Source organism: Kyrpidia sp. (genome assembly GCF_023512215.1).
Lineage (GTDB): Bacteria > Bacillota > Bacilli > Kyrpidiales > Kyrpidiaceae > Kyrpidia > Kyrpidia spormannii.
On record NZ_JAILZZ010000011.1, the window covers coordinates 13,435 to 39,536 of the forward strand.

The window sequence follows — 26,102 nt, forward strand, 5'->3', positions numbered from 1 at the left end:
GGCGGTGGAAGATCCTTGGAACCGGGGAGGGAGCGGTATGAAGGAACAGGTGAAGAAAAAGGAGGGCCCCCTGGCAGGGATTCGCGTTGTCGATTTTACCACCAACATTTCCGGACCGTCGGCGACGGCGATTCTGGCGGACCTGGGAGCGGACGTCGTCAAGATCGAGCGGGTGGGAAAAGGAGATGACGCCCGGCACATGAGCCCCGCCTGGAACGGAGAATCGGCGTATTTTTTGGCAATAAACCGGAATAAGCGGTCCCTTGCCCTCGATTTTAGACAGCCGGAGGGCCGGGAGATCACCTTAAAACTCATTGCCCAAGCGGATGTGGTGGTGGAGAATTTTCGGAGGGGCGTGTTAGAAAAGTATGGACTAGACGGGAAAAGCCTTTTGCGCGAACACCCGTCTCTCATTTACTGTTCCCTCAGTGCGTACGGAGATGATGGGCCAGACTGCATGCTTCCCGGTTACGATGCGGTGGTTCAGGCCCGCACGGGGATCATGAGTATCACCGGGAGCCGGGAGGATGAACCCTCCCGGGCCGGGGTTTCCATCCTGGATGCCGGCAGTGCCACGTGGGCCGCAGTCGGAATCTTATCTGCGTTATTTCACCGGGAGCGAACCGGGCGAGGACAGATCGTCGGAACCTCGCTGTTCGAAACGGGAGTCTACTGGATGAATTATCACTTGGTGGCCTACCAGGTCACACGTCGGGATCCCGTGCCTCAGGGGGCCCGGCATACTGCCTTTGCCCCTTATGGGGCTTTTGAGACGGCAGATGGCCCGATCATGATTGGAATTTCGAACGATGGACTGTTTGCCCGCCTCGCCCAGGCCATCGGTCGGCCGGAGTTGACACACGATCCGCGGTTTGCGACAAACCCGGACCGGGTGTTGAACAGGGAGGAACTGGAGGGGCTGTTAAATAAGCAGCTCCGGCAACGCCCGCGGGCAGAGTGGGTGGCGTTGTTTCGGGAAGTGGGGATTCCTTGTTCGCCGATTCAACGGCCCTCTCAGGTCATGGAAGATCCACAGCTCGCGGCATTGTCGTTGTTGCAGCTGACCCCCCACCCGCGAATTGCCGAAGTGAAGATTCCGAGGCTTCCGGTGCGATTGACGGACACTCCTGCCGCGATTCGCACATCTGCGCCGCTACTTGGTCAACATACCCGAGAGATTCTTGAGGAGATCGGGGAGTTGGCTCGGGTGGAGGAATTGCTCAGTAAGGGAGTTATCGGATTGGACGTTGAAGGAGGCGGGGACAGGTGAAAGAGTCGGAATTGCATCAAGATCTCAGGCAGGCGGTGCGAAAAGTTTGTGAGCGGTTTCCAGATGCCTATTGGCGAGAACTTGATCGAGTACGGGCTTATCCCCAAGAGTTTGTGGATGCCCTGACCCAGGCGGGATATCTGGCGGCTTTGATCCCGGAGGAGTACGGCGGGGCCGGCCTGGGCATTACTGAAGCTTCCATTATCCTTGAAGAGATCAATCGATCCGGCGGGAACGCCGGGGCGTGCCACGCCCAGATGTACACGATGGGGACGTTGCTTCGCCACGGTTCCGAGGAGCAGAAACGAGTGTATTTGCCGAGGATTGCCGAGGGAACGCTTCGACTGCAGGCTTTTGGTATTACTGAGCCCAACACGGGTTCGGACACCACTCAACTGAAAACCACGGCGGTCCGGCGCGGGGACCGCTATGTCATCAATGGGCAAAAAGTGTTCATCTCCAGAACCGAACACTCCGATCTGATGCTTCTCCTCGTTCGAACCACTCCGGTGGACCAGGTGCGGAAGCGGACGGAAGGTTTGTCCGTGCTGCTGGTTGACCTGAGGGAAGCGATAGGCCGCGGGCTGACCATGCGGCCGATTCGGACAATGATGAACCATTCCGCCACAGAGCTGTTTTTCGAAGACTTGGAGGTGCCGGTGGATAATTTGATCGGGGAGGAAGGCAAAGGATTTCACTATATTCTTGATGGAATGAACGCGGAGCGGATCTTAATTGCGGCGGAATGTATTGGGGACGCGAGGTGGTTTTTGGGTCGCGCCGCGGAGTATGCACGCCGGCGGGTGGTGTTCGGGCGGCCCATCGGCCAGAACCAAGGGGTGCAGTTTCCCATTGCCCGGGCTTATGTCAATCTGGAAGCAGCTGATCTGATGCGGTTTCGGGCGGCGGAATTGTTTGACGCCGGGCAACCCTGCGGGGGTGAGGCCAACATGGCGAAGCTGTTGGCGGCGGACGCGTCTTGGGAGGCGGCCAATGTGGCCTTGCAAATCCACGGTGGGTTCGGCTTTGCCGAGGAGTATGATGTCGAACGGAAATTTCGTGAAACTCGACTTTATCAGGTGGCGCCGATCTCCACCAATCTCATTTTGTCTTACGTGGCGGAACACGTCCTCGGGCTTCCGCGCTCCTATTGACAGGTTGCGAAGAAAATGTAAACGGAAATAAAAATAATATCGATTATACACAATCGTATTGACAATTGTTCGGGGCAAGATAGAATTATGATGGGGATGTCGGATCCCGCATACAATTTTAAGATCGGGGTGACGCGAATGATCGGGAAAGTCGCCGTAATGACGAAGCCGGGAACCTTGGTCTTTGAGGAATATGAGGTCCCTTCGCCGGGGCCGGGGGCGGTCTTGATGGAGATCACCCGAACAAACATCTGCGGGTCCGAATTGCACATCTGGAAGGGCCTTCACCCCACAAAAAAATCGGGGGTCATGGGGCACGAGGCCATTGGTCGGATCCAGGCACTCGGTGAGGGCGTAAAGACCGATTACGCCGGGGCCCCGGTTCAGGTGGGAGATCGAATCGTGGCCGCCTACTATCTCACGTGCCGAAAGTGCCGCCCGTGCCGGGAGGGGCAGTTTCACCTGTGCGAGAACGCCTATTCTTTCTGGTCCAAGGAAGCTGACGAATATCCTCATTTTCATGGATCCTTCGCCACCCATTACTACATTCACCCCGATCAGTATTTTTATAAAGTTCCCGATAATGTTCCGGATGTTGCGGCGGCCAGCGCGAACTGCGCGTTGTCCCAGGTCTATTTTGGCCTCGACAAGGCCGGGTTGCGCTATGGAGAGACTCTGGTGATTCAGGGGGCCGGCGGGCTCGGCTTGAACGCCTGCGCCCTGGCGAAGGAAATGGGCGCCAGGGTGATCGTCATCGACGCTTTGGAATCCCGCTTGGCCTTAGCCCGGGATTTTGGTGCCGACTACACCATCAACCTGAATGAAGTTGACTCTGTGGAGAAACGTGCCCGGGCGGTCCAGGAGTTGACAGACGGGGCCGGAGCGGATGTGGGGTTGGAAGTCAGCGGTGTCCCGGCTGCCTTTCATGAGGGTATCCACCTGGTGCGAGCCGGAGGTCGGTATGTCAGCATTGGGAACATTTCCCCTGGGGAATTGACCGACTTCGATCCAGGGCTGATGACGCGCAAATCGATTCAGATCATTCCTGTGATCCGTTATAACCCCTGGTACCTTTACCGTTCACTGAAATTTTTGTCGAATAATATCAACAAATACCCCTTTGCTGAGATGCTGGATGCCGAGTTCACCCTGGACCAAGTGGGTGAGGCATTGGATCGGTCCGCCAAACGTCAGTTGACCCGGGCGTCTATCGTGGTTTCCGATTAAAGGGGTAGGCGTGCATGCGCACGGAAGCGCTATGGATCGACGGGGAGTGGGTACCGAGTCAAGCATCATCCGGAGGGCAGGATTTTGTTCGTCACGGCATGCAATCCACATGCTATGGGAAAAGGAGGGCGTTGGAGCGAGACCACCCAGGATTAATTTCCATACCTGGCCACCGAGGAATGTTATTTGCCCAATTCCCAGGTGTGGTTTGGTCACGATGCGGAGCAGTTTAAGACGCTCAGGAAGTCCACAGAAGGCTGCTACGAGTGACGGGATCTCACGACACGAGCCTTCTCCGCGCCGCGGATACGAAGTTGCGGCACGGCGAAGGCTCCTCGCTTTTGGTGTCCCGAAAGGTTCCTTATAATCCCAGCCAGCTGTCGATCCGCTCCCGGGTCAGGCGATTCCCGACGAAGAACTGGCCGAATTCGCCAAAGCGGGCGCTCACTTCGTCGAAACGCATCTCATAGATGAGCTTCTTAAACACGATGGGATCGTCGGCAAACAGCGTCACGCCCCATTCCCAGTCATCCAAACCCACAGAGCCGGTGATGATTTGCGTCACTTTGCCGCCGTAGCGCCGGCCAATTTCTCCATGACTGCGCATCATGGTCCGCCTGTCTTCCATATCGAGCATATACCAATTATCTTCGCCTTGGCGGCGTTTGTTCATCGGATAGAAGCAAATATGCTCTGTTTTTGGCAGGATCGGTTTTAATCTTCGCTGAATCACCGGGTCGTCACTGGGGTCGGTCCCGGGTTTCGTGGTATAATTGCTTAGCTCCACCACCGACACATAGGAGTACGCCGGTCGCGCGAGAGTGGCGAATTCTGACCGTTCGAAAACCAGTTCCGTCGCCTCGAGATCCTGCAAGGTGGGGCGCAGGTGGACCATGACCAGGTCCGCTTTCTGGCCGACCACCGTGTAAAGAGCTGTGCTCCCTTGTTTGGTTGCCTCGATCTCATCCCACCGGGCCACCAGGTCGAGGAAAGCGTCGCGCATATGGCGGCGCTCGTCGGCCGGCAGATGGGTCCATCGGGGCCAGTCGATATGGCGAAAATCGTGAAGGGCAAACCAGCCCTCAAGGGTTTGTACGGCTTCGCTCATGGGGATCATCTCCTTCGGATCCATCATAGCAAACCGCGGTGTGTCGGACAAAGGGGAAGATCTCGACAAGGAGGTGACAAAAGAAAAACTAATTATTGATTGATACTCGTTATTGATGTATAATGTCATTGGTGGCACGGTGCCCGGGTGGCGATGGGTGGAAACCTGATCTCACTGCGGGGGAAATTCTACATAATGAGGAGGCAGCGAACCATGCCGTTGGTAGGACGACCTGCACCTGATTTTGAGATGCTGAGCACGAAGAACATGAAAACCTTGGATGAGAAAGTTCGCTTGTCCGACTATCGCGGAAAATGGCTGGTGATGTTTTTCTACCCGATGGACTTCACTTTCGTGTGCCCCACGGAGATCACGGCGATCAGCGATCGGGCTCAGGAGTTCTTTGATCTCGACGCCGAGATTCTCGGGGTGAGCGTGGACTCCGTTCACGTGCACAAGGCGTGGATCAACACGCCCAGGGATAAGAATGGCCTGGGAGAGATTCGTTACCCGCTTGCGAGCGACATCACTAAGTCGGTCAGCCGGGCTTACGATGTGTTGATTCCCGAACAAGGCGTGGCGCTGCGGGGACTGTTCATCATTGACCCCGAGGGTATCCTGCGCTATCAAGTGGTCCATGATCTGAATATCGGACGCAGCGTCGATGAGACTTTGCGCGTCCTTGAGGCGCTGCAAACCGGCGGGTTGTGCCCGGCCGACTGGAAACCCGGAGATAAACTTCTGGAAGCCTGATCTCGGGGATCCGGCGGAGCGGGTGTCCACGCCGAGGAGACTGTAAAGGGGGACTCGCTCATGCCCATGCGTTTGGGTACCCCGTTCCCGGGACTGGAGGGAGCGACGGAGTGGCTGGTGGTGGACGGGCCGCCGAACATCGAGATCGGACGGCCGATCTTGATCCACTTCTGGGCGGTGTCGTGCCACATTTGCCACGAGACCCTGCCAAACCTCTTGGCCTACCGGGACCGGTTTGTTCCGAAGGGGCTCCAATTGGTCTCCATTCACATGCCCCGGCAGGAGGCCGACACCGATGTTGAGAAGGTCAAGAAGGACATCCAGGAGTTCGGGATTCATCATCCGGTGGCGGTGGACAATCTGCACCGGATTGCCGATCGGTATCAGAACCAGTTCGTGCCCGCGTTCTTCCTCTTTGACACCGAAGGCCATTTAAAATTCCGCGCGGCCGGGGATCGGGGATTGCAAAACGTCGAGAAGAAACTCGAAGAGCTGTTTGCCGAACCCGCTCCTTCCCAGTCGTGAGGACGGCGGCCTGAAGGCGGATGAAGGCGCACCATGTCAGAGCCCGGGTTGATGCCCGGGTTTTTTTTATGTGCGCCAAGGTCCGGAATGTCGTTGCCATGTGCACCCGCGCGGTATTGTTCCCAGGAGATGAGAAGACCCCGGTCATCGCAGCACGCAACTCGGGCGATATACCGAAACCCGAGGGCCTGCGCCTTGTCCGGGTTTTCTTTACATAGTCTCTCGGATGTGGTATGTTAGGGACAGATAAGTTAAGTGTTTTTATCGGTATTGTCGGTTCTATTGGGACCAGGGTGTATGCGGTGGTTCGAACCAGGGCGTGTGCAATTTGAACGAAGGAGAGATGGAACATGACAGTCGCCAAAAGTGTCGCCGAGTTGATCGGAAGGACGCCGCTGTTGCGGTTGAACCATTTAAGCGACGAGACCGGGGCGGAAGTGCTCGGTAAAGTCGAGTTTTTTAATCCCGGGGGCAGTGTCAAAGATCGGATTGGCTTATCGATGATCGAGGCGGCGGAGCGGGATGGCAAATTGGACCGGGACACGGTTATCATCGAGCCGACCAGCGGAAACACAGGAATCGCGTTGGCCATGGTGGCCACGGCGAAAAAGTACCGGTTGATTCTGGTGATGCCGGAAACCATGAGTGTGGAACGCCGCAGCCTTTTAAAAGCATTCGGGGCCGAGTTGGTTCTTACCCCCGGGTCTGAAGGGATGAAGGGCGCCGTCAAGAAAGCAGAGGAATTGGTCAAAAAGTATCCAAAGGCGATTATCCTTCAGCAGTTCAACAATCCCGCCAATCCGGAGATCCACCGGAGAACCACCGCCGAGGAGATTTGGAAGGACACCGACGGCAAGGTCGATATTCTGGTCAGCGGCGTTGGAACCGGAGGGACGATCACCGGAGTGGCCGAAGTCCTCAAAGGGCGCAAGCCTTCATTCCGGGCGGTGGCGGTCGAACCGGCGGATTCTCCGGTGTTGTCCGGTGGTCAACCGGGCCCGCACAAGATACAAGGCATCGGGGCCGGTTTTGTGCCGCAGGTGCTCAACACACAGTTGGTCGATGAAGTCATTCAGGTCAAGAATGAAGAGGCCTTTGCCGGAGCCCGGTTTTTGGCCCGGGAGGAAGGGTTGTTGGTGGGAATCTCCTCCGGAGCGGCTTATCACGCAGCTTCGATTCTTGCCCATCGCCCCGAAAATAAGGGCAAGACGATCGTCGTCATCCTGCCGGATACGGGGGAGCGTTACCTGTCCACTCCGCTGTTCCAAGAGGCGCAGTGAACAAGGTTTCTACCCCCCCTTCAGCATCAGAGATAATGCGGGCGGTCTTTTTGAGCATGAACCCCCTGGGTCAGCCCAGGGGGATTTGTTTTAATGGGGCATGGTCATGGTCTTCTGTTGGCCCACGGTTAGCCACACGCCCAGGAGGCCGACAAACACGAGAATCCCGGCGATCAGATAGGGTGCGGTGGGGAACCAGCGTTCGGCGACGACGCCGGCGACCACAGGCGCGATGGCAGCCCCCATCCATCGGACAAAATTATACGCCCCTGAAGCGATGCTGCGCTGGGCATTGCTTATCTCCACAGCCAAGGTGGAAAAGGTCGTGTTGTTCAACCCGCAAAACAGTCCGGACACGATGATGATGGCCACCCGTCCCCAGAAAGAGGGGACGACGATCAAGAGGACCAAGACGGCGACAATGGCGGAAAGGCCGAATTTAACCGTCCAAGCCCCGCCGTGGCGGTCGAGCAGTTTATGGGCCAGGAACACCGATCCGTAAGCCAGGCACAGACCCCAAGCGAAAAAGATCAACCCGAGTTCAAGGGCGGGGATTTGAAGAAAAATCGGGGAGTAGGCAAGGATCGTAAAAAACGCGAAATAGTAACACATGGCCACGAGGGCGACTCCGAGAAACGGAGGATGGGCCATGGCCCGGCCGAAGTCCCGGAATCCCTTGCGACTTTTCCCACCCGGCGGTTCGTACACCGTACTTAAAGTAAGGATGAAGGCGATGGCCATTAAGGCAGTGGTTGCGAAAAATGGGTACCGCCAATTGGCGGCGCCGAGCACTCCGCCCAGGAGTGGTCCCACCGACATCCCCAGGCCCAGGGCGGCCTCGTAAAGCCCCATGCTGCGCTCCAAATTCGATGATAGCCCGATGATGATCGACATCGATGTGGCGAAAAACATCGCATTGCCCATTCCCCACCCGGCCCGGAGGCCGGCCAGTGAGTAGACGCTGTTTGAAAATCCGCAAAAGAGCGCGAACAATGTGACGAGCCCCAATCCTACCACCATCACGCCCTTATTGCCGCGGTTGGCGGCCAGGATTCCCGCCGGGATCATGACGATGGCCATCATAAAAATGTACGTCGTAAACAGCAGCTCGATTTGCCACTTTGCCGCCCCGATCTGGGCAGCGATGACCGGCAGCAGGGGATCCACGACGCCGATGCCCATAAAGCCGAACAGAGCGGCCAGGCAAGTGGCGTAGATCGCCCGGGTGGCCCGATTGTCTTCTTCTAATGTTCGCATCGTGGATCACCTCTCTTTTGATGACAAAAGTTGTTGTTGCGGGAGGCATATATTTCGTTCAACGAAATACAAGCGTTATTTTTTATTCTATGCACGCCCGGGCGACCGGTCAATGGGTTTGCCGGCGGATGCTGGCCAAAAACCTGTTCACTGAGTAAAATAAAAACACATACCATCGGCGCGGATTGGGCCTCGGATAAGGGGTGAACACCGTGTATTGGCTGCTCAAGTGGTTGGTTCGCTTGGTGTTTCGGGGGATCTTTCGAATCTCGGTTTCAGGTGTCGAGCAGATACCCTATGAAGGGGCGGTGATCGTGGCGGCCAACCATCCAACCTGGTTGGACCCGATCCTCCTCGGGGCCTACCTTCCAAGAAAACCGTATTTTATCGCCAAAGCCGAAGTGTTCCGTTATCGGGTGTTCAATCCCTTGATCCGTTATCTCGGCGGTTTCCCCGTACATCGGGGGATGCCAGACATCCGCGCGATCCGGCACAGTCTGCGGCTTCTCCAAGAGGGAAAGGTGTTGGCCATTTTTATCGAAGGCTCTCGAACCTTTAAAGCGGGACCGAGCCCCAAACCGGGGGTGGGCATGCTGGCTGTAAAAAGCGGTGCGCCCATCGTTCCGGTAGCGATTCAAGGACCGTGCGGACTGTTCAGCCGGATCCGGATTCGGGTGGGACGCCCGATCCGGCCGGCCACAGATAGCTACGCGGACATTGCCCAGCTGGTGATGGCGGAGATTCGCCGTTTGGCATCCAGCGCCTGATGGCGAATCTGTCACACGCCGACGAACCGGGCGCACAGGGACCGGGCGACCGCCGGATCGTCCGTGCCTTGAACGAGCACCCGGCCGTCGGGAAAGAGGGTGAGTCGCTTGCCTTCGATCTCGGCTCGCAGCAGGAACGGGTTGCGCCGAACCCGGCCGAGGGCGGATAAACGAGGCTCAAGGGCATCGAGGTCCAGGGGGCTTCCCAGGGTGACTTGAACGGTATTCCGCCCGCACAAGGATATGGCTTCTCGCTCCCGGGGGGAGAGAAAGTCGAAGCGTCGAAGCCCACAGGTCGGGCAATCCGGTCGCCGGGCGTGACTGACGCTGATTTCCGACCATTCGTTGTCCCAAAGATCGAGGTGTAACAGGGTACGGCGCAGATGGTCCCGGTCGCCCACGAGCCACTTGAGGGCTTCCGCCGCCTGAAGGGATGCCACCACGTCCACCACTGGTCCGATCACGCCTACCGTATCGCAGGTGGGAGCGTCTCCCGGCCCGGGCGGTTCGGGAAACAGGCAGCGCAGACACGGACCGTTTTCGGGGATGACAGGGAGTAAAACGCCCCGGGCAGACACCGCCCCGCCGTAGATCCACGGAATTTTGTGCTTAATGGCGACATCGTTGATTAAATACCGAATTTCAAAGTTGTCGGTGCCGTCGAGGATGAGATCGACATCGGTCAACAGCTTTTCGGCGTTGCGCCACGTCACATCGGTGACCAGCGGCTCCACGTGGACGCTGCTGTTAAACGCCCGAAGATGGATGGCTGCCGCTTCGGCTTTTGGCAAAGATTGGAGAGCGTCTTGTTCGTCGTAGAGCATTTGGCGCTGGAGGTTGCTCGGTTCCACATAATCCCGGTCGATCAACCGAACGAACCCCACTCCGGCCCGGACCATGTGTTGGGATAGCGCGCTTCCCAGCGCTCCGAGGCCCACGATGACCACTCGGGAGGCGCGCAGTTTTTCTTGCCCGGCCACTCCGATGGGGGGGAACAGGAACTGACGGGAATACCGTTCTTGATCTGATATCATGAGGATCCCTTCACTTTCATCGAGAATCGAAGGATGGTCCGAAGACCCGGACATCATCTTCACACTAACGAATCCCCAAACGGTTGACAAGGGGCGAGAGGAGACGGATGAATGGCGGAGTGGAGCCATTTTAATGAGCAAGGAAGGGCGAAGATGTCGGACGTTTCGGGAAAAGAGCAGACGAAGCGCACCGCCGTGGCCCGGGCGGTGGTTCGGATGAAACCGGAAACGCTCTCGGCGATTCAGGAAGGGAGAGTCAAGAAAGGGGATGTCCTGGCAGTGGCCCAGGTGGCGGGGGTCATGGCGGCCAAACGCACCCCCGACTTGATTCCCATGTGCCATACGATTCCGTTAACTCATGTGGACCTTCGCTTTTTTCCCCGGGAAAGCGAGGGCCGGCGTGATTTTGCCGAACTGGAGATCGAATCGGAGGTCTCCACTGTGGCATCCACAGGCGTGGAGATGGAGGCACTGACGGCTGTTTCGGTGGCGGCGCTCACCGTTTACGATATGTGCAAGGCGATTGATCGGGCCATGGAGGTAACCTCGGTTTATTTGTTGGAGAAGAGCGGAGGTAAAAGCGGGGACTACCGGCGGGACGAGCCCTGGAGGAGGAATGGGGTATGAGCGAAGGGTGGACGGTGGCCATTGTGACGTGCAGCGACAAGGGAGCCAAGGGCGAGAGGCCGGATACGAGCGGGGAGGTTATTCGGGATTATGTGACGGGCCGGGGCATGGCGGTGCGCGGACATCGCGTGGTGCCCGACGAACGGGATCAGATTGAGGCGGCACTGGTGTATTATTGCGACGTGGAACGGGTGGATCTCGTTCTCACCACCGGCGGGACCGGCCTGGGGCCCCGGGATGTCACCCCCGAGGCGACGTTGACGGTGGTGGAGCGGCTGGTCCCGGGGATTCCGGAGCGGATGCGGGCGGCCACGGCGGCGGTGACGCCCACGGCAATCCTGTCCCGGAGCGTCGCCGGCATCCGAGGGCAGACCTTGATCGTGAACCTCCCGGGCAACCCCAAAGGGGTGCAGGAGTGTCTGGAGGCGGTGGGGGACGTGCTGCCCCACGCCTTGGGGGTGCTCAGGGGCCGGGTGCGAGACCACGGCCCGGTTCACCATCGTCACGAAGAATCGAAACGATGATTGTGGAGAGAGGCGGGATCGACTGGGAGGGTGACGATGTCGGATGGTCGATTCTGTTAATGAAAAGTGACGAGTTGGCACGAGTTCAACCCGATCGGAAGCAACAGGGGGGCGGAGAGGGTGGGTCGTCGGTTCCCCGGCGGGCTCCTTTCACTTTCCCGCGCTTTTTCTCCCTATAGTAGATGAACCCGCCGAGAAATCCCACACTGATGGCGATCAGGACGGTGCCCGCCAGGGTGGGTCCTAACCAGGGTTGCGACGGGTTGAACAAGTGACCCATCACGGCATCCCGGACGAGCGTCACCCCGTAACCGCCGAGCAGGAAAAAGCCGATCAGGATAATCCAGGATATCAAAAGCCCCATGTGACAACCTTCCTTTCAAGCCCCGGGATCCTGGGACCTTGGGCGTGGACGACTGTTACCAGTATACCTGATCTTGAAGAGCACATGGAGCCCCGTGGAATGACTGATATAATGAAAACAAATCCACGGGTCGAAAGCGAGGGGGCGTCGGTGGTACGGGTGCTGTTGGTCGGAGGAGGCAAGGGGGGTACGGCCCTGCTCCGGGCGTTTCACTCCATGGAGGCGGTTCGAGTGGTCGCCGTGGTGGACCTCGACCCCGGCGCCCCGGCGCTGGGTCTGGCCCGGGAATGGGGCATCGAGACCGCGGCCGATTACCGGCCGTACTTCCATGGAGTTGATGTGGTCATTGAGGCCACGGGGGATGTCGGTGTGTACCGCGAGATCGACAGCGCCCGACCGCCTGGAGTGACTCTGGTCCCCGGCCCGGTGGCCGAGCTTTTGATGACCCTGCTGCAGGAGAAAGAGCAACTGATCCACCGGCTTTCCCGGCAACGCCGCGAGTTGGATGCCATTCTCAACTCCACCCACGATGCGATGATGGCGGTGGACCAGGCCGGGTGCATTACGCTTTTCAATGCCGCCGCCCAGCGGTTGACCGGTTTGCACGCCGCCGAGGTCCTCGGCACCGAGGCCAAGACTACCATTCCCAACAGCCGTTTGCACATTGTGCTTCAAACCGGGCAGGCGGAACTCAATCAACTGCAGGACCTCGGCCGGGTGAAAATCATCACCAACCGGATGCCCGTACGGGACGAAGATGGCCGGGTGGTGGGGGCGGTGGCCGTGTTCCGGGATGTCACGGAACTGTTCGGCCTGGCCGAAGAAGTGACAAATCTTCGCGAGATCCAATCCCTTCTTGAAGCGATCATCAACGCCACCCAAGACGCCATCTCGGTGGTGGATCGAGAAGGCAAAGGAATCCTCATCAACCCCGCTTACACCCGTCTCACCGGTCTGGGGCCGGATGATGTGATCGGCAAGCCGGCCACCGTCGATATTGCGGAAGGAGAAAGCATGCACTACCAAGTACTGCGGACCCGCCGGGCGGTCAAAGGCGTGCCGATGAAGGTCGGCCCGGCCCGGCGGGAAGTGATCGTCAATTGCGCCCCGATTCTCGTTGATGGCGAGCTCAAGGGCAGCGTCGGGGTGATTCACGATATCTCAGAGATTCAACAGTTAACGGAAGAGTTGGACCGGGCGAAGCGACTGATTCGAAAGCTGGAGGCCAAATACACCTTTGAGGACATCATCGGCCACAGTCCCTCCTTCGTTTCTGCCGTGCACCTCGCCCGGTCGGCGGCGCAAACCCCGGCCACGGTTTTGCTCCGGGGGGAATCGGGAACGGGGAAAGAGCTCTTTGCTCATGCGATCCACAACGAAAGCGCCAGGCGCTATCACCAGTTCATTCGGGTCAACTGCGCCGCCTTCTCCGAGTCTCTCCTTGAGAGTGAGCTGTTTGGCTACGAAGAAGGGGCCTTCACCGGCGCAAAACGGGGCGGGAAAAAGGGAGTTTTTGAAGAAGCCAGCGGCGGCACGCTGTTTCTCGACGAGATCGGTGAGCTTCCCCTCCCCACCCAGGCGAAGATCCTCCGGGCAATTCAAGAAAAAGAGATTGTCCGGGTTGGCGGGAGTCGGGCGATTCCCGTGGACGTGCGGATCATCGCCGCTACTCACGTGAATTTGGAAAAGGCGATCCAGGAAGGACGTTTTCGGCAAGACCTGTACTATCGGTTGAATGTCATGCCCATCGTTCTTCCGCCCTTGCGGGAGCGCAAAGAGGACATCGAGCCCTTGGCCCGGCAGTTTGTGCGCAAGTTCAACCAGGATTTTGGACGCCAAGTGGAGGGCCTGACCCCCCGGGCGATTGCCCGGTTGGAGGAATACTCCTGGCCAGGTAACGTGCGGGAACTGGAGAATGTGATCGGCCGGGCCATGATCCGTGTCGGTTACACCGACACGTGGATCGATACGGTCCACCTGCCCCTCTCCGACCTGGGAGCCGGACAGATCAACCCGGAAGAACCGGAGGACGAACGGACCCTGGAGGATGTGGTGAATGCCGCAGAGAAAGCCCATATCCAGCGGGTCCTCGATAAGGTGAACGGCAACAAAACCGAGGCGGCCCGGCGCTTGGGCATTTCGGTGCGCAATTTATATTATAAATTGGAGAAACTTGGGATAGACCCCTGGTCCGGCTGAGGTTGTGCCGACAAAGGGTTGGCACAGGCGTGAAGGTTTTTGCCTGCAAAATACTGCATAACATGCAATGTGTTGCAGGGAGGGTATTCAGAAGCCGGTGGAATCGGGCGTCGGTAATGCGAACCGGCGCCAATTTTATTCCATCCCGCCCTTGGCATGGTTCTTGCGAACCGTATGGGTTCAGAGGAATTTACAAACTCTGTGGTCCACCCGGGGTTAGGTGTGGGTGGTGCGGCCAGACCTGAATGTTCTCAAGATGATCTGTACGGGGAATGGAGGAGCGGACATGGAGATTTTCCGGACGATGACGTCGCTAGATTACGAGCAGGTGATGTTTTGCCAGGACGCTTCTTCGGGCCTGAAGGCGGTGATCGCCATTCATGACACGACCCTCGGGCCAGCGCTGGGCGGTTGCCGCATGTGGACGTACGCTTCCGAGGCTGAGGCGGTGGTGGACGCGCTGCGCTTGGCCCGGGGAATGACCTATAAAACGGCCATGGCCGGTTTGAATTTTGGCGGGGGCAAGGCGGTAATCGTCGGGGATCCGCGAACGGAAAAGACGGAAGCGCTGTTCCGGGCCTTCGGCCGCTACGTGCAGAGCCTGGGCGGGCGGTATATTACCGCCGAAGATGTGGGGACCACCACCCGGGAGATGGATTGGATCCGCCTTGAGACCCCCTATGTGACCGGCGTCTCGGTGGCGGCCGGGGGCGGAGGAGATCCGAGCCCCATGACGGCCTTGGGGGTTTTCCGCAGCATCCAGGCCGCCCTTGCCGAGGTCTACGGCAGCGACGATCCCGCGGGACGCACCGTGGCGGTTCAGGGGCTGGGGAGCGTCGGATATCACTTGTGTAAGCTTCTTCACCAAGCGGGGGCGGAGCTCGTGGTGACCGACCTTCGGGAAGAAGCGGTGCAGCGGGCGGTTCGGGAGTTTGGCGCCGAAGCGGTGGATCTTGAGGGCATCTACGATGTCCCGGCGGATGTGTTCGCCCCTTGTGCCCTGGGCGGAGTCATCAATGACGGCACGATCCCCCGGCTTAAGTGCCGGATTGTGGCCGGTTCGGCGAACAACCAACTGGCGGAGGACCGACACGGGGCCGAACTTGAGGCGAGGGGCATCCTTTACGTGCCGGATTATGTGGCGAACGCCGGCGGTGTGATTCACGTGGCGGATGAACTGGAAGGGTACCGCCCGGAGCGGGTGAGGGCCCGGGTGGAAGGGATCTACGACCGGGTTCGGGATGTGTTCGCCTTGGCCCGGAAAAAAAGGATCCCGGCCCATCAAGCGGCGGACCGCCTGGCCGAGGAGAGAATCGCGGTCCTTCGGCAGGTGCGGAGCACTTTCGTGGTACACAGTTAAACGGATGCAATGAAGCTCAAATGGTTGAATAAGAGGAGGCGGCACCGGTGAGTGTGGAGATGAGAAACCGCCATGAAGCCCTGGGATTGACCGGAGAAGACCTTTTGGCCATGTATCGCGTGATGCTCACGGCCCGCCGGGTGGATGAACGCATGTGGGTGCTCAACCGCGCCGGAAAAATCCCGTTTGTCATCTCGTGTCAAGGCCACGAAGGAGCCCAGGTCGGGGCGGCATTCGCCCTGGATCGGCAGAAAGATTACGTGTTGCCCTATTACCGGGATGTGGCCGTGGTGTTGGCTTTCGGGCAGACACCCCGGGATTTGCTTTTGGCAGCCCATGCCAAGGCCGAGGACCCGAACAGCGGGGGACGGCAGATGCCGAACCATTTTGGAAGCCGGAAGCACCGCATCGTCTCGGGGTCCAGCCCCGTGTCCACCCAGATTCCCCACGCGGCGGGCATCGCCCTGGCCGCCCGGATGCGGGGGGACGATGTGGTGACCTACGTCTCCTTTGGAGAAGGGTCGAGCAACCAGGGAGATTTTCATGAAGGATTGAACTTCGCCGCGGTGCATCGGTTGCCGGTCGTATTTTTCTGTCAGAACAACGGCTACGCCATCTCGGTGCCAACTTCCAAGGAATTGGCCACCCCCAGTGTGGCCGATCGGGCGGCGGGGTATGGAATGCCCGGGGTCGTGGTGGACGGGAGCGACGTTCTCGGCGTTTACCATGCCGTCAAGACGGCGGTGGAGCGGGCCCGGAGGGGGGATGGACCGACTCTGGTGGAAGCGATGACGGTCCGCTTGACGCCCCATTCCAGCGATGACGACGATCGCACCTATCGGACCAAGGAAGAATTGGAAGACGCCCGGCGCAGGGATCCCCTTCCGCAATTTGCGGAGTATCTCATCGCGTCAGGGGTGGCGGACGAGGACACGCTTCGCGCCCTGGATCACGAGGTGCGGGCGGAAGTGGACGAAGCCACGGCCTACGCGGAGCAAGCAAGGGATCCCGATCCCGCGGACGTCCTGCGATTTGTCTATCGGGAAGCATGACCAGGAGATCGAGAGGGGCCTGGGCGGAGAATCGGGCCGGGGGTGGGAAGTATGGCGGTAAAAACGTACATTGAGGCCGTGCGGGACGCGCTTCGGGAAGAAATGGAACGGGATTCTTCTGTATTCGTGTTGGGTGAGGATGTAGGAGTTCGGGGCGGCGTATTTCGCGCCACTGTGGGACTGATCGAACAATTCGGCCCGGAGAGGGTGTTGGATGCGCCCTTGGCGGAGTCGGCCATTGTGGGCGTGGCCATCGGGGCGTCCCTTTACGGCATGCGCCCGGTGGCGGAGATCCAGTTTGCCGATTTTATCCTTCCCGCGGTGAATCAAATCATCAGTGAAGCGGCGAAAATGCGCTATCGCTCCAACAATGACTGGTATTGTCCTCTGGTGATCCGGGCGCCTTACGGCGGGGGCGTCCACGGGGCGTTGTACCATTCCCAAAGTGTGGAAGCCCTGTTTTACCATGTGCCGGGGCTGAAGGTGGTGGCGCCGGCGACTCCTTATGACGTGAAGGGCCTGCTCAAAGCGGCGATTCGAGACGATGACCCGGTGCTATTTTTTGAACACAAAAAATGTTATCGCTCGATCAAGGGGGAGGTGCCGGAGGAGGATTATGTGGTGCCCATCGGTCGAGCCCGGGTGGCCCGGGAGGGGACGGACATCACGGTGATCTCTTATGGCATGACTCTGCACACCGCCCTGGAAGCTGCGGCAGAGGTGGAGAAAGAGGGGATCTCGGCTCACGTGCTCGACCTTCGGACCCTGCGCCCCCTGGATGAGGCCGCCATTCTCGAAGCGGCGGAGAAGACGGGAAAAGTGATGATCATCCACGAGGACAACAAGGTGGGCGGGGTTGGAGCCGAGGTATCCGCCCTCATCGCGGAGAAAGCCCTTTTTTCGCTGGATGCGCCGGTGATGCGCCTTGCCGGGCCGGAAATCCCGGCGATGCCCTTCAATCGCGAATTGGAAAAATCGTATCTGGTGACGGCGCCTCGGATTGCCGAGGCGATGCGGGAACTGGCGCGGTTTTGAGGAGGGGCCGGGATGATCGAAATCAAAATGCCAAAATTAGGTGAAAGTGTCACCGAGGGGACTTTGTCCCGGTGGTTGAAACAGGTTGGGGAACCGGTTTATCGCTATGAGCCCATCGCCGAGATTATCACGGACAAAGTGACGGCGGAGTTGCCCGCTGAGGCCGAGGGCATTCTCATGCGCCACCTGGTGCAGGAAGGAGAAACGGTGGCGGCCGGCACTCCCGTGGCGTTGATGGAGACTTTTACCTCAGGGGTGTCGCGGGCTTCCGGTTCTGGTGCTGGGGCCGGGTCCGGGCCGGCAAAGGTTCCGCAGGCGGCGGGGCCGGAGTCCGCCCGCAGCCGGGACGGTCGATCCGGTGTGGCCGATGCTTCGGGGAGCGGACTTCGGGGGCGGTATTCCCCGGCGGTGCGGAAACTGGCCCGGGAATACAATGTCCGCCTGGAAGGGATCCCCGGTACCGGGGCGGGGGGCAGAGTGACCCGGCGGGATGTGCTCGCCTGGCTGGAAGGGGCGACAATGCAGAGCGCTCCCCGGCCCGCGGGGGCGAGCCAAGGGATTCTGACCGGGGAGACGGCCCGGGCGGAACAAACTCCGGACGACGTGGAAATGATCGAAGCTTCGCCGATCCGCCGGGCCATTGCCCGGCATATGGTGGAGAGCGTTCATGCGGCGCCCCATGCCTGGACGATGGTGGAAGCGGATGTCACGGGACTGGTGCGGTTGCGGGATAAGATCAAAGAGGATTTCCGGCGGCGGGAAGGAATCCCTCTGACTTTTATGCCCTTTTTTCTCAAAGCGGTGGCGGAATCCTTGCGGGAATTTCCCATCCTGAATTCGTCTTGGGCGGACGATCGGATTATAATGAAGAAGCGGATCCACCTTTCCGTGGCGGTGGCAACCGAGGACGCCCTGTTTGTGCCGGTAATCCGGGACGCCGACCGTCTCTCGATTACGGGCTTGGCCCACGCCTTGCATGATCTGGCCACCCGAGCCCGGCAGGGGCGGCTGAAAACCCAGGATATGGAGGGCGGTACCTTTACCGTCAATAACACAGGGGCATTTGGATCGGTGTTATCCAAGCCGATCCTAAACGGCGGCCAGGCGGCGATCCTCAGCGTGGAGGCCATTGTCAAGCGCCCGGTGGTCATGCCCGGCGATATGCTCGCCATCCGTTCGATGGTCAACCTGTGTCTATCCCTGGACCATCGGGTGTTGGATGGCTGGATCTCGGGCAGGTTCCTGCAGAGCGTCAAAAGGCGGCTGGAAGCCTATCGGGAGGATGGAGGGATCTAGTCGAACGGGCGAGGTGGGATGGGCTTGGAAGAGTTGCGAGTGATATCCGGGACTCCGGCGGGGCAGGGCCGCCGCCCGGATTGGCTTAAAATCCAGTTGCGCACCGGGGAGAATTATCGCGAACTCAAGGCTCTCATGCGGGGGCAAACCCTTCACACGGTTTGTGAAGAGGCCCGGTGCCCGAACCTTTTTGAGTGTTGGTCACACCGTACAGCGACGTTCATGATCCTGGGCCGGATTTGCACCCGGGCCTGTCGGTTCTGCGCCGTCACCAGCGGCCGGCCGACGGAACTGGATCTACAAGAGCCGGAGCGGGTGGCGGAGGCGACGGTGGCCATGGGCCTTCGCCACGTGGTGGTGACATCGGTGGCCCGGGACGACCTGGAGGACGGGGGGGCGGAAATTTTCGCCTCCACCATCCGGGCCATCCGCCGCCGGGCGCCGGGTTGTTCGGTGGAAGTGCTGATCCCGGATTTTCAGGGACAAGAGATGTCTTTGCGAAAAGTGCTGGAAGCCGGGCCGGATATCCTCAATCACAACGTGGAGACGGTGCGGCGGCTCTCGGATCGGGTGCGATCCCGGGCCAAATACGAGCGGTCTCTGGAACTGTTGCGGCGTTCCAAGGCGATCGCCCCGCGGATCCCCACCAAATCGAGCATCATGGTGGGGGTTGGAGAGACCTGGGAGGAGATCCTCGCCACCATGGACGACCTTCGGGCGGTGGATTGTGACATCCTCACCATCGGTCAATACCTGCAACCGACCCGGAAACATTTGGCTGTGGATCGGTATTACACACCTGACGAGTTTGCGCAACTCAAGGAGGAAGGACTGAAGCGCGGCTTCCGCCATGTAGAATCGGGGCCTTTGGTGCGAAGTTCGTACCATGCCCATGAGCAGGTGGAAGCGGTTCGCGAAGCCCGGCTCTCGGGGGCGGAGGGCGTTTAGGGCATGTGGGAGCGTCTCAGGCACTCCGAGTATAGCTTCTCCGAGGGATGGCTTCTCGGTGCTCCGGACACAATAAGGCCGTACCGCCATCTTTCGTGGAGGTGCCCTTGATGCCCAATAACAAGGACATCTTTCGCAACAAGCGGGACTTTGCCCACGAAGAGTTTGCCACCGAGTTGTACAAGCCTCCGGGAAAGCCCCGGGCCAGGGAGGCCAAGTCCCAGCGGTCCCAGGTGAGGGCCCATCACCCGGGGGACTACAAGGCCCGCAAGCGCACGATGGCCGATAAAACCTGATATTTTTGCCCGCCGAGTCGGCGGGCTTTGTCTTTCTTCGATGCGCATTTAAAGGTCGAATGCTATAATCGAAGACGTTACGGTCGGCAGCGAAAGAGGAGTGAAAAAGAATGACCGATTTTGAAGAACGGTATGAAGAATGGGAGAGGAAAACGGAGCACGCGTTGAAAAAGCGCCCGGAACGGAAAACGTCCTTTACGACATCTTCCGGCATTCCAGTGCGCAGGTTGTACGTTCCCCAGGGCGGGGAGAAAAGAGAGTTGCGCCGCTATTTAGAGAATGTCGGTTTCCCTGGGGAGTTTCCCTATACCCGCGGGGTGCAGAGGACTATGTATCGAGGCCGCTTCTGGACAATGCGACAATACGCAGGATTCGGAACGGCGGAGGAAACCAACCGGCGGTTTCGTTACCTGCTGGAACAGGGACAAACGGGGCTGTCCACGGCTTTTGATCTTCCCACCCAGATCGGCTACGACTCGGATCATCCCATGGCCCGGGGAGAAGTGGGCAAAGTGGGGGTGGCCATATCGTCCCTGGCGGACATGGAGCAATTATTCGATGGGATTCCTTTGGATAAAGTGACCACCTCGATGACCATCAACGCCCCGGCGTCGGTGCTCCTAGCCATGTACATCGCCGTAGGCGAGAAACAGGGAGTCCCCGCGGAAAAGCTCGGGGGGACGGTGCAGAACGATATCTTGAAAGAATATGTGGCCCGGGGTACGTACATTTTTCCGCCCAAGCCCTCCATGCGGCTCATCACCGATGTATTCGCCTATTGTAGTGAAAAGGTGCCCCATTGGAATACGATCAGCATCAGCGGCTACCATATCCGGGAAGCCGGGGCCACGGCGGTTCAGGAGTTGGCATTCACCCTGGCCAACGGCATCGCTTATGTGCAAGCGGCGGTGGACCGGGGGCTGGACGTGGATGATTTTGCGCCGAGGTTGTCGTTCTTTTTCAATGCGCATAATCACTTTTTTGAAGAAGTGGCCAAATTCCGAGCGGCCCGCCGGATGTGGGCGCGAATCATGCGGGAGCGCTTTGGCGCCAAGGATCCGAAGTCGTGGCAACTGCGGTTCCATACCCAGACGGGGGGCTCGACGCTCACAGCCCAGCAGCCGGACAACAACATCGTTCGGGTGACGCTTCAGGCCCTGGCTGCAGTACTGGGCGGAACCCAGAGCCTGCACACAAACAGCCGGGACGAAGCCTTGGCGCTGCCCACCGAGGAATCGGCGAGGATTGCCCTGCGAACCCAGCAGATCATCGCCTATGAGAGTGGCGTCGCCGATACGGTGGATCCCTTGGCCGGTTCGTATTATGTGGAAGAGCTGACCGATGAGATCGAGCGCCGGGCCATGGAATATATCGAGAAGATCGACGAGATGGGCGGGGCCGTGCAAGCCGTGGAGATGGGGTATATGCAGCAGGAAATCCGGGATGCGGCCTACGAGACCCAGATGGCGATCGAGAATGGCGACGAGATTGTGGTGGGGGTGAACGCCTTCCGGATTGAGGATGAGCCGGAACCGGAGCTGTTGCGGGTAGATCCACAGCTCGGGGAGCGCCGGAGGGAAGAACTGGCCAAACTTCGGTCGGGCCGCAACGCGTCCGCGGTGGAGCAGGCCTTGAATCGCTTGCGAGAAGCGGCGATGGGGACGGATAACCTCATGCCCCCCATCTTGGATGCGGTGCGTGCGTATGCCACCCTCGGGGAAATTTGTGGCGTGCTCCGGGACGTATTCGGGGAGTACCGCCCGGCCCAGTGGTAGAGACGAGATTGAAACGACCAGTCGGTTGTTGCGACCGGCCGCCTAGCTGAGAAGTTTGCAAGCACTGATGGAGGAAAGGAGAGGTGCCGGATGGCACAACGTCGCATTCGCGTGTTAGTGGCCAAGCCGGGTCTCGATGGCCATGACCGAGGGGCGCTGGTGATCGCCCAAGGGCTTCGGGATGCCGGAATGGAAGTGATCTACACAGGACTACGACAAACTCCCGAACAGATCGTGGCGGCCGCACTCCAGGAGGACGTGGACTGCATCGGGTTGTCGTCCCTCTCCGGGGCGCACATGGAGTTGTTTCCCGAGGTGGTGCGCTTGCTCCGGGAGCGAGGGGCTGAAGACATCCTGGTGGTGGGCGGCGGGGTGATTCCCCGGGAAGACATTCCGGCCCTCAAGGCGGCGGGGATCGCCGAAGTGTTCACCCCGGGGACGTCCATCCAGGACACGGCGGAATTCATTCGCACTCATGTGCGGCCCCGGGAAGGGGGGGAGGAAGATCTTCCCGAACCGCCGGAGCAGATCGATCACATTGGTATTGCGGTGACTTCTTTAAGGGAGGCCCTGCCCTTTTATACCGAGCAGCTCGGGATGAAACTGATCCACCAGGAAGTGATTGAAGATCAACAGGTGACCACGGCTTTTCTCGCCGTGGGAGAAAGCACCATTGAGTTGCTGGAGCCCACGAGCCCCGATAGTCCAGTGGCCAAATTCCTCGACAAGCGGGGCCCGGGCATTCACCACGTGGCCTACCGGGTCAAAGATGTGGCCGACCGGCTGCGCCGGGCGAAAAAGGCCGGGTTGCGGCTGATCGATGAAGAGCCCCGCCCGGGCGGACATGGAAAGCTGATCGGCTTTGTTCATCCGAAAAGCGCCGGGGGCGTGTTGACGGAGTTCTGCCAGCGGGTGGAAGACTAAAAAGGATGATCGAGGCAAGTAAGGAGGCTTTATCCCGTTGATCGAGAAAATCATGGAGATGGAAGAGCGCCGGCGGAAGGTGGAGCTCGGCGGTGGCGACCGCCGGATCGCCCAGCAGCACGACCGGGGCAAACTGACGGCCAGGGAACGGTTGGAGATCCTGCTGGATCCCGGCACCTTTCGGGAATTGAACCCCTTCATTGAACACCGGGGCACCTTATTCGGCTTGGATAAAGTGGAAGCGCCCGGTGAAGGGGTGGTAACGGGATACGGAAAGGTGGATGGGCGGACGGTTTACGTGTTTGCCCAGGATTTCACGGTGTTCGGCGGTGCCCTGGGGGAGATGCATGCGCAAAAGATCGCCAAGATCATGGATTTGGCGGCGAAAAACGGTTGCCCCATCATCGGGTTGAACGACTCCGGAGGTGCCCGGATTCAAGAAGGGGTCGTCTCCCTGGACGGGTATGGGCAGATTTTTTATCGGAACTCGATCTATTCCGGCGTGGTACCCCAGATTTCGGTGATCATGGGTCCCTGTGCCGGTGGGGCGGTCTATTCTCCGGCGATCACCGATTTTATTTTCATGGTCGAAGGAACCAGTCAAATGTTTATCACCGGCCCGAAGGTGATCGAGGCGGTGACCGGGGAGTCGATTTCGTCGAACGATCTGGGCGGCGCCAAGGTGCACGGGTGTTTGAGCGGTGTAGCGCATTTTACGGGGCCTGGGGAGGAAGAGGTCCTGGGCCAGGTTCGGCGGCTGCTTTCGTTTTTGCCGAGCAATAGTCGGGAAAAACCGCCCCGGACGAGCGCCCGGGACGACGACGGCTGGGAGGAAGAGCTGATCGATTTGGTGCCGGTGGACGGGACGAAGGTCTACGATGTCCGCCGGGTCATCGAGCGGGTGGTGGACGACGGCGATTTTATGGAAGTCCATCCTCAGTTCGCCAAAAATGCCGTGGTGGGGTTTGCCCGAATCGACGGCCGCCCGGTGGGGATCATCGCCAACAATCCGAAATTCATGGCCGGGGGCCTGGACATCGATTCCTCGGACAAGATCGCCCGGTTCATCCGTTTTTGCGACAGTTTCAACATACCTTTGATCACCTTTGAAGATGTGACCGGCTTTATCCCCGGCGTCAAGCAGGAGCACGGGGGAATCATTCGCCACGGAGCGAAGATTTTGTACGCCTACTCCGAGGCCACGGTACCGAAGATCACGGTGATTCTCCGCAAGGCCTTCGGCGGGGCTTATGTGGCCCTGAACAGTAAGGCCATCGGGGCGGATCTGGTTTATGCGTGGCCCATCGCGGAAATCGCCGTCATGGGCCCCGAAGGTGCGGCGAATATCATTTTTGCCCGGGAGATTGAAGAAAGTCCGGATCCCGCTGCCACCCGAGCCGAAAAAATCGCCGAATATCGGGCGCGGTTTTCGAATCCTTATGTGGCCGCCTCCTATGGCATGGTGGACGATGTCATCGATCCCCGGGAGACCCGGCGTAAACTAAAAGAAGCCCTGGAGATCCTGGAGGAGAAACAAGAATCGAGGCCGGCGAAAAAACACGGCAACATTCCGTTATGAAAGGCGGCGAAAAGTCAGCGCTGGAGGACCGGGTAGTCAAAGAGTTTTTTCGTTTGGTTCAGATCCCCAGCCCTTCCCGGGGTGAGCGGCGAATGGCCGATTATGTGCGCCGGCGGCTCGGGCAGCTGGGGGTGGCGGTGGAAGAAGATCGGGCCGGGCGGTTGATTGGCGGAACGGCGGGCAATCTGTTGGTTCGGCTGCCCGGGAGTGAGGGCCGCACGCCGCTTCTGTTTGTCGCCCATCTGGATACCCGGGGCGGAGGGGCCAAAGCGAGCCCACACCTTCATGGCGACCGCATCGTCGGAGACGGGTCGCGCCCCCTGGGGGCGGACGATAAAGCCGGCGTGGCGATCTTGCTGGAGACCGTTCGGTTGCTTGTGGAGCGGCGCGCTCCCCATGCTCCTTTGGAGATTCTGTTCACCGTCGGAGAAGAAGTGGGGCTGATGGGCGCCAAAGTGTTTGACGTCGACCGCCTGACGGCCAGATGCGGTTTTGTGTTCGATGCACCGGGCCCGGTGGGATCGGCGGTGCTGCGGGGGCCGGCCCAGGGGGTGGTGCGGGGGGCTTTTTTGCCGCAAGGGAGATCCCGGCGGTGGGGACGGCGGGAGCTGGGGTCGAGCCCCGGTCGGGCGGCTGCGGCGGCTCTGGCCGGGATGGGGTTGAAGCGGAGGGAGCACGGGATTGAGGCTCGGATTCTCTCCATCGGAGGTTTCGCCCGGGGCGAAGGGACCATGAGTATCACCGCCGAAGTGGTGGGGTACGATTCCCAACGTGTATGGGAAAAAATGGACCGCATTGGCCAGAGCGTTCGTCAATCGGCGGAGAGTCATCGGCTGCACGCCGAGGTGCGGACGGCGGTCCTGTTCCCGGCGATGAACGTGGAGCCCATGGACCCCGTGGTCCTACGCTTTTGCCAGGCGGCCCGGCAGCTCGGCGTGCCCATCCGTTTTGGGGAAGCCGACGGAGGCAGTGATGCCCATGTCCTCAATGCCCGGGGTTTGCCGACGATCGCCCTGGGAGTGGGATATGAAGATGCCCATAGCCTCCGGGAGTCGGTGAAGGTGCGTGCTTTGGCGGACGGGGTTCGCCTGGCCCTGGCTCTTGCCGGGGCGGACGAGGAATAACGGCCCGGAGGTCGCCCATAGGAGAAACGCTGCCAGGGGTTGTCAGATGATGCACGGGGGTGAGGAAGGTTGGCTAGTTCAGAGGTCGGTGAGAAGACCCTGGGGGTGACCACGGTGTTTTCCGGCCGGGTGCTCACCGTGGAGTTGCATGAAGTGGAATTGCCCGGCGGCAGACGCACCTCCCGGGAGGTGGTTCGCCACCCCGGGGCTGTTGCGGTGGTGGCGGAAACGGATGAGGGCCACGTGGTGCTGGTGGATCAGTTTCGCTACCCCATTGGTCGCATGTCCAAGGAGGTGCCGGCGGGAAAACTGGAACCCGGCGAGGATCCCCTAGCCTGTGCCAAGCGGGAACTCGAAGAGGAGACGGGCTACCGGGCGGGCCACTGGAAATTCGTTACACGATTTTTCACCTCCCCGGGCTTTTCGGACGAGGTCATGTACGTGTATTACGCGACCGGCCTGACCCCCGGCGCCAGTCACCCCGATGAGGACGAATTTCTCGAGGTCTCGTCCATGTCCCCGAAGGAAGTGCGCCACGGTCTGGCGAGCGGCCTCTTTTGCGACGCGAAAACTTTGGTAGCCCTCCAGTGGTGGGCCGGCCGCAGATCCGAAAAATAACGCCGA

General features: G+C 59.6%; 25 protein-coding genes. 21 read left to right on the forward strand and 4 right to left on the reverse strand.

Annotated features, from left to right (window positions below; all coding sequences use genetic code 11):
- Window positions 1-37: 37 nt before the first annotated feature.
- From K6T64_RS06175 to K6T64_RS06185, 3 genes are all read left to right on the forward strand, one after another.
- A complete protein-coding gene (locus K6T64_RS06175) occupies window positions 38-1,270 on the forward strand; it encodes a CaiB/BaiF CoA transferase family protein (RefSeq protein ID WP_288009072.1) in 1,233 nt (410 codons plus the stop codon).
- Complete coding sequence (locus tag K6T64_RS06180; protein ID WP_288009074.1) at window positions 1,267-2,424, forward strand: acyl-CoA dehydrogenase family protein; 1,158 nt, start codon at window positions 1,267-1,269, stop codon at window positions 2,422-2,424. Before K6T64_RS06175 ends, K6T64_RS06180 begins: the two co-directional genes overlap by 4 nt.
- 96 nt (window positions 2,425-2,520) lie before the next feature.
- A complete protein-coding gene (locus K6T64_RS06185; protein WP_288009076.1) occupies window positions 2,521-3,651 on the forward strand; it encodes a zinc-binding dehydrogenase in 1,131 nt (376 codons plus the stop codon).
- A gap of 361 nt (window positions 3,652-4,012) precedes the next feature.
- Here K6T64_RS06185 and hemQ read toward each other — a convergent pair whose 3' ends face one another.
- Window positions 4,013-4,759 (reverse strand): hydrogen peroxide-dependent heme synthase, encoded by a 747-nt coding sequence (hemQ, locus tag K6T64_RS06195; protein ID WP_288009077.1) that lies wholly within the window; start codon window positions 4,757-4,759, stop codon window positions 4,013-4,015.
- 213 nt (window positions 4,760-4,972) lie between these two features.
- Here hemQ and K6T64_RS06200 point away from each other — a divergent pair, with 213 nt between their 5' ends.
- From K6T64_RS06200 to cysK, 3 genes are all read left to right on the forward strand, one after another.
- Window positions 4,973-5,512: a peroxiredoxin gene (locus K6T64_RS06200; RefSeq protein ID WP_198591989.1), complete on the forward strand. Its 540-nt coding sequence runs from the start codon at window positions 4,973-4,975 to the stop codon at window positions 5,510-5,512.
- Window positions 5,513-5,572: 60 nt separating this feature from the next.
- Entirely contained in the window at window positions 5,573-6,037 is a 465-nt protein-coding gene (locus K6T64_RS06205) for a TlpA family protein disulfide reductase (RefSeq protein ID WP_100667969.1), read from the forward strand.
- Between the two features lie 350 nt (window positions 6,038-6,387).
- Window positions 6,388-7,317, forward strand: a complete 930-nt coding sequence (gene cysK, locus K6T64_RS06210) for a cysteine synthase A (RefSeq protein WP_288009080.1) — start codon at window positions 6,388-6,390, stop codon at window positions 7,315-7,317.
- A gap of 90 nt (window positions 7,318-7,407) precedes the next feature.
- Here cysK and K6T64_RS06215 read toward each other — a convergent pair whose 3' ends face one another.
- Window positions 7,408-8,574 carry an MFS transporter gene (locus tag K6T64_RS06215; RefSeq protein WP_288009081.1) on the reverse strand — a complete coding sequence of 389 codons (1,167 nt, stop codon included), beginning with the start codon at window positions 8,572-8,574 and terminating at the stop codon, window positions 7,408-7,410.
- A 212-nt stretch (window positions 8,575-8,786) separates the two neighbouring features.
- On the opposite strand from K6T64_RS06215, the gene K6T64_RS06220 reads away from it, so the two are divergent.
- Window positions 8,787-9,341: a lysophospholipid acyltransferase family protein gene (locus K6T64_RS06220; protein WP_041303852.1), complete on the forward strand. Its 555-nt coding sequence runs from the start codon at window positions 8,787-8,789 to the stop codon at window positions 9,339-9,341.
- An 11-nt stretch (window positions 9,342-9,352) separates the two neighbouring features.
- Here K6T64_RS06220 and K6T64_RS06225 read toward each other — a convergent pair whose 3' ends face one another.
- Window positions 9,353-10,375, reverse strand: a complete 1,023-nt coding sequence (locus K6T64_RS06225) for a ThiF family adenylyltransferase (RefSeq protein ID WP_288009134.1) — start codon at window positions 10,373-10,375, stop codon at window positions 9,353-9,355.
- A 111-nt stretch (window positions 10,376-10,486) separates the two neighbouring features.
- On the opposite strand from K6T64_RS06225, the gene moaC reads away from it, so the two are divergent.
- Both moaC and K6T64_RS06235 read left to right on the forward strand, forming a co-directional pair.
- On the forward strand, window positions 10,487-11,002 hold the full coding sequence (gene moaC, locus K6T64_RS06230; protein ID WP_288009084.1) for a cyclic pyranopterin monophosphate synthase MoaC: 516 nt from the start codon (window positions 10,487-10,489) through the stop codon (window positions 11,000-11,002).
- Complete coding sequence (locus K6T64_RS06235; RefSeq protein ID WP_288009085.1) at window positions 10,999-11,526, forward strand: MogA/MoaB family molybdenum cofactor biosynthesis protein; 528 nt, start codon at window positions 10,999-11,001, stop codon at window positions 11,524-11,526. The genes moaC and K6T64_RS06235 overlap by 4 nt, the downstream gene beginning before the upstream one ends.
- Before the next feature lie 85 nt (window positions 11,527-11,611).
- Here the strand turns inward: K6T64_RS06235 and K6T64_RS06240 are convergent, their stop codons facing one another.
- Entirely contained in the window at window positions 11,612-11,890 is a 279-nt protein-coding gene (locus K6T64_RS06240; RefSeq protein ID WP_013075319.1) for a DUF2627 domain-containing protein, read from the reverse strand.
- A 150-nt stretch (window positions 11,891-12,040) separates the two neighbouring features.
- Between K6T64_RS06240 and K6T64_RS06245 the strand changes: the two genes are divergently transcribed.
- The 12 genes from K6T64_RS06245 to K6T64_RS06300 all read left to right on the forward strand — a co-directional run bounded on the left by K6T64_RS06245 (window position 12,041) and on the right by K6T64_RS06300 (window position 26,096).
- A complete protein-coding gene (locus K6T64_RS06245) occupies window positions 12,041-14,089 on the forward strand; it encodes a sigma-54 interaction domain-containing protein (protein ID WP_100669376.1) in 2,049 nt (682 codons plus the stop codon).
- Window positions 14,090-14,375: 286 nt separating this feature from the next.
- On the forward strand, window positions 14,376-15,449 hold the full coding sequence (locus K6T64_RS06250; protein ID WP_288009087.1) for a Glu/Leu/Phe/Val family dehydrogenase: 1,074 nt from the start codon (window positions 14,376-14,378) through the stop codon (window positions 15,447-15,449).
- A gap of 59 nt (window positions 15,450-15,508) precedes the next feature.
- Complete coding sequence (locus K6T64_RS06255) at window positions 15,509-16,501, forward strand: thiamine pyrophosphate-dependent dehydrogenase E1 component subunit alpha (protein ID WP_288009135.1); 993 nt, start codon at window positions 15,509-15,511, stop codon at window positions 16,499-16,501.
- Window positions 16,502-16,552: 51 nt separating this feature from the next.
- The gene (locus K6T64_RS06260; protein ID WP_288009088.1) at window positions 16,553-17,536 is read left to right on the forward strand and encodes an alpha-ketoacid dehydrogenase subunit beta; all 984 of its coding nucleotides are present in this window, start codon (window positions 16,553-16,555) and stop codon (window positions 17,534-17,536) included.
- Between the two features lie 12 nt (window positions 17,537-17,548).
- Window positions 17,549-18,832, forward strand: coding sequence for a dihydrolipoamide acetyltransferase family protein (locus tag K6T64_RS06265; protein ID WP_288009090.1), 1,284 nt, complete (start codon window positions 17,549-17,551; stop codon window positions 18,830-18,832).
- An 18-nt stretch (window positions 18,833-18,850) separates the two neighbouring features.
- Window positions 18,851-19,780, forward strand: coding sequence for a lipoyl synthase (gene lipA, locus K6T64_RS06270; protein ID WP_288009092.1), 930 nt, complete (start codon window positions 18,851-18,853; stop codon window positions 19,778-19,780).
- A 110-nt stretch (window positions 19,781-19,890) separates the two neighbouring features.
- Window positions 19,891-20,076: a hypothetical protein gene (locus K6T64_RS06275; protein WP_100667962.1), complete on the forward strand. Its 186-nt coding sequence runs from the start codon at window positions 19,891-19,893 to the stop codon at window positions 20,074-20,076.
- 110 nt (window positions 20,077-20,186) lie between these two features.
- Window positions 20,187-21,851, forward strand: a complete 1,665-nt coding sequence (locus K6T64_RS06280) for an acyl-CoA mutase large subunit family protein (RefSeq protein WP_100667961.1) — start codon at window positions 20,187-20,189, stop codon at window positions 21,849-21,851.
- A gap of 90 nt (window positions 21,852-21,941) precedes the next feature.
- Window positions 21,942-22,775, forward strand: a complete 834-nt coding sequence (mce, locus tag K6T64_RS06285) for a methylmalonyl-CoA epimerase (RefSeq protein WP_100667960.1) — start codon at window positions 21,942-21,944, stop codon at window positions 22,773-22,775.
- A 52-nt stretch (window positions 22,776-22,827) separates the two neighbouring features.
- A complete protein-coding gene (locus tag K6T64_RS06290; protein ID WP_100669370.1) occupies window positions 22,828-24,354 on the forward strand; it encodes an acyl-CoA carboxylase subunit beta in 1,527 nt (508 codons plus the stop codon).
- A complete protein-coding gene (locus K6T64_RS06295) occupies window positions 24,351-25,478 on the forward strand; it encodes a M20/M25/M40 family metallo-hydrolase (RefSeq protein ID WP_288009095.1) in 1,128 nt (375 codons plus the stop codon). The genes K6T64_RS06290 and K6T64_RS06295 overlap by 4 nt, the downstream gene beginning before the upstream one ends.
- A 69-nt stretch (window positions 25,479-25,547) precedes the next feature.
- Window positions 25,548-26,096, forward strand: a complete 549-nt coding sequence (locus tag K6T64_RS06300) for an NUDIX hydrolase (RefSeq protein WP_288009097.1) — start codon at window positions 25,548-25,550, stop codon at window positions 26,094-26,096.
- The last annotated feature ends 6 nt before the right edge of the window (window positions 26,097-26,102 follow it).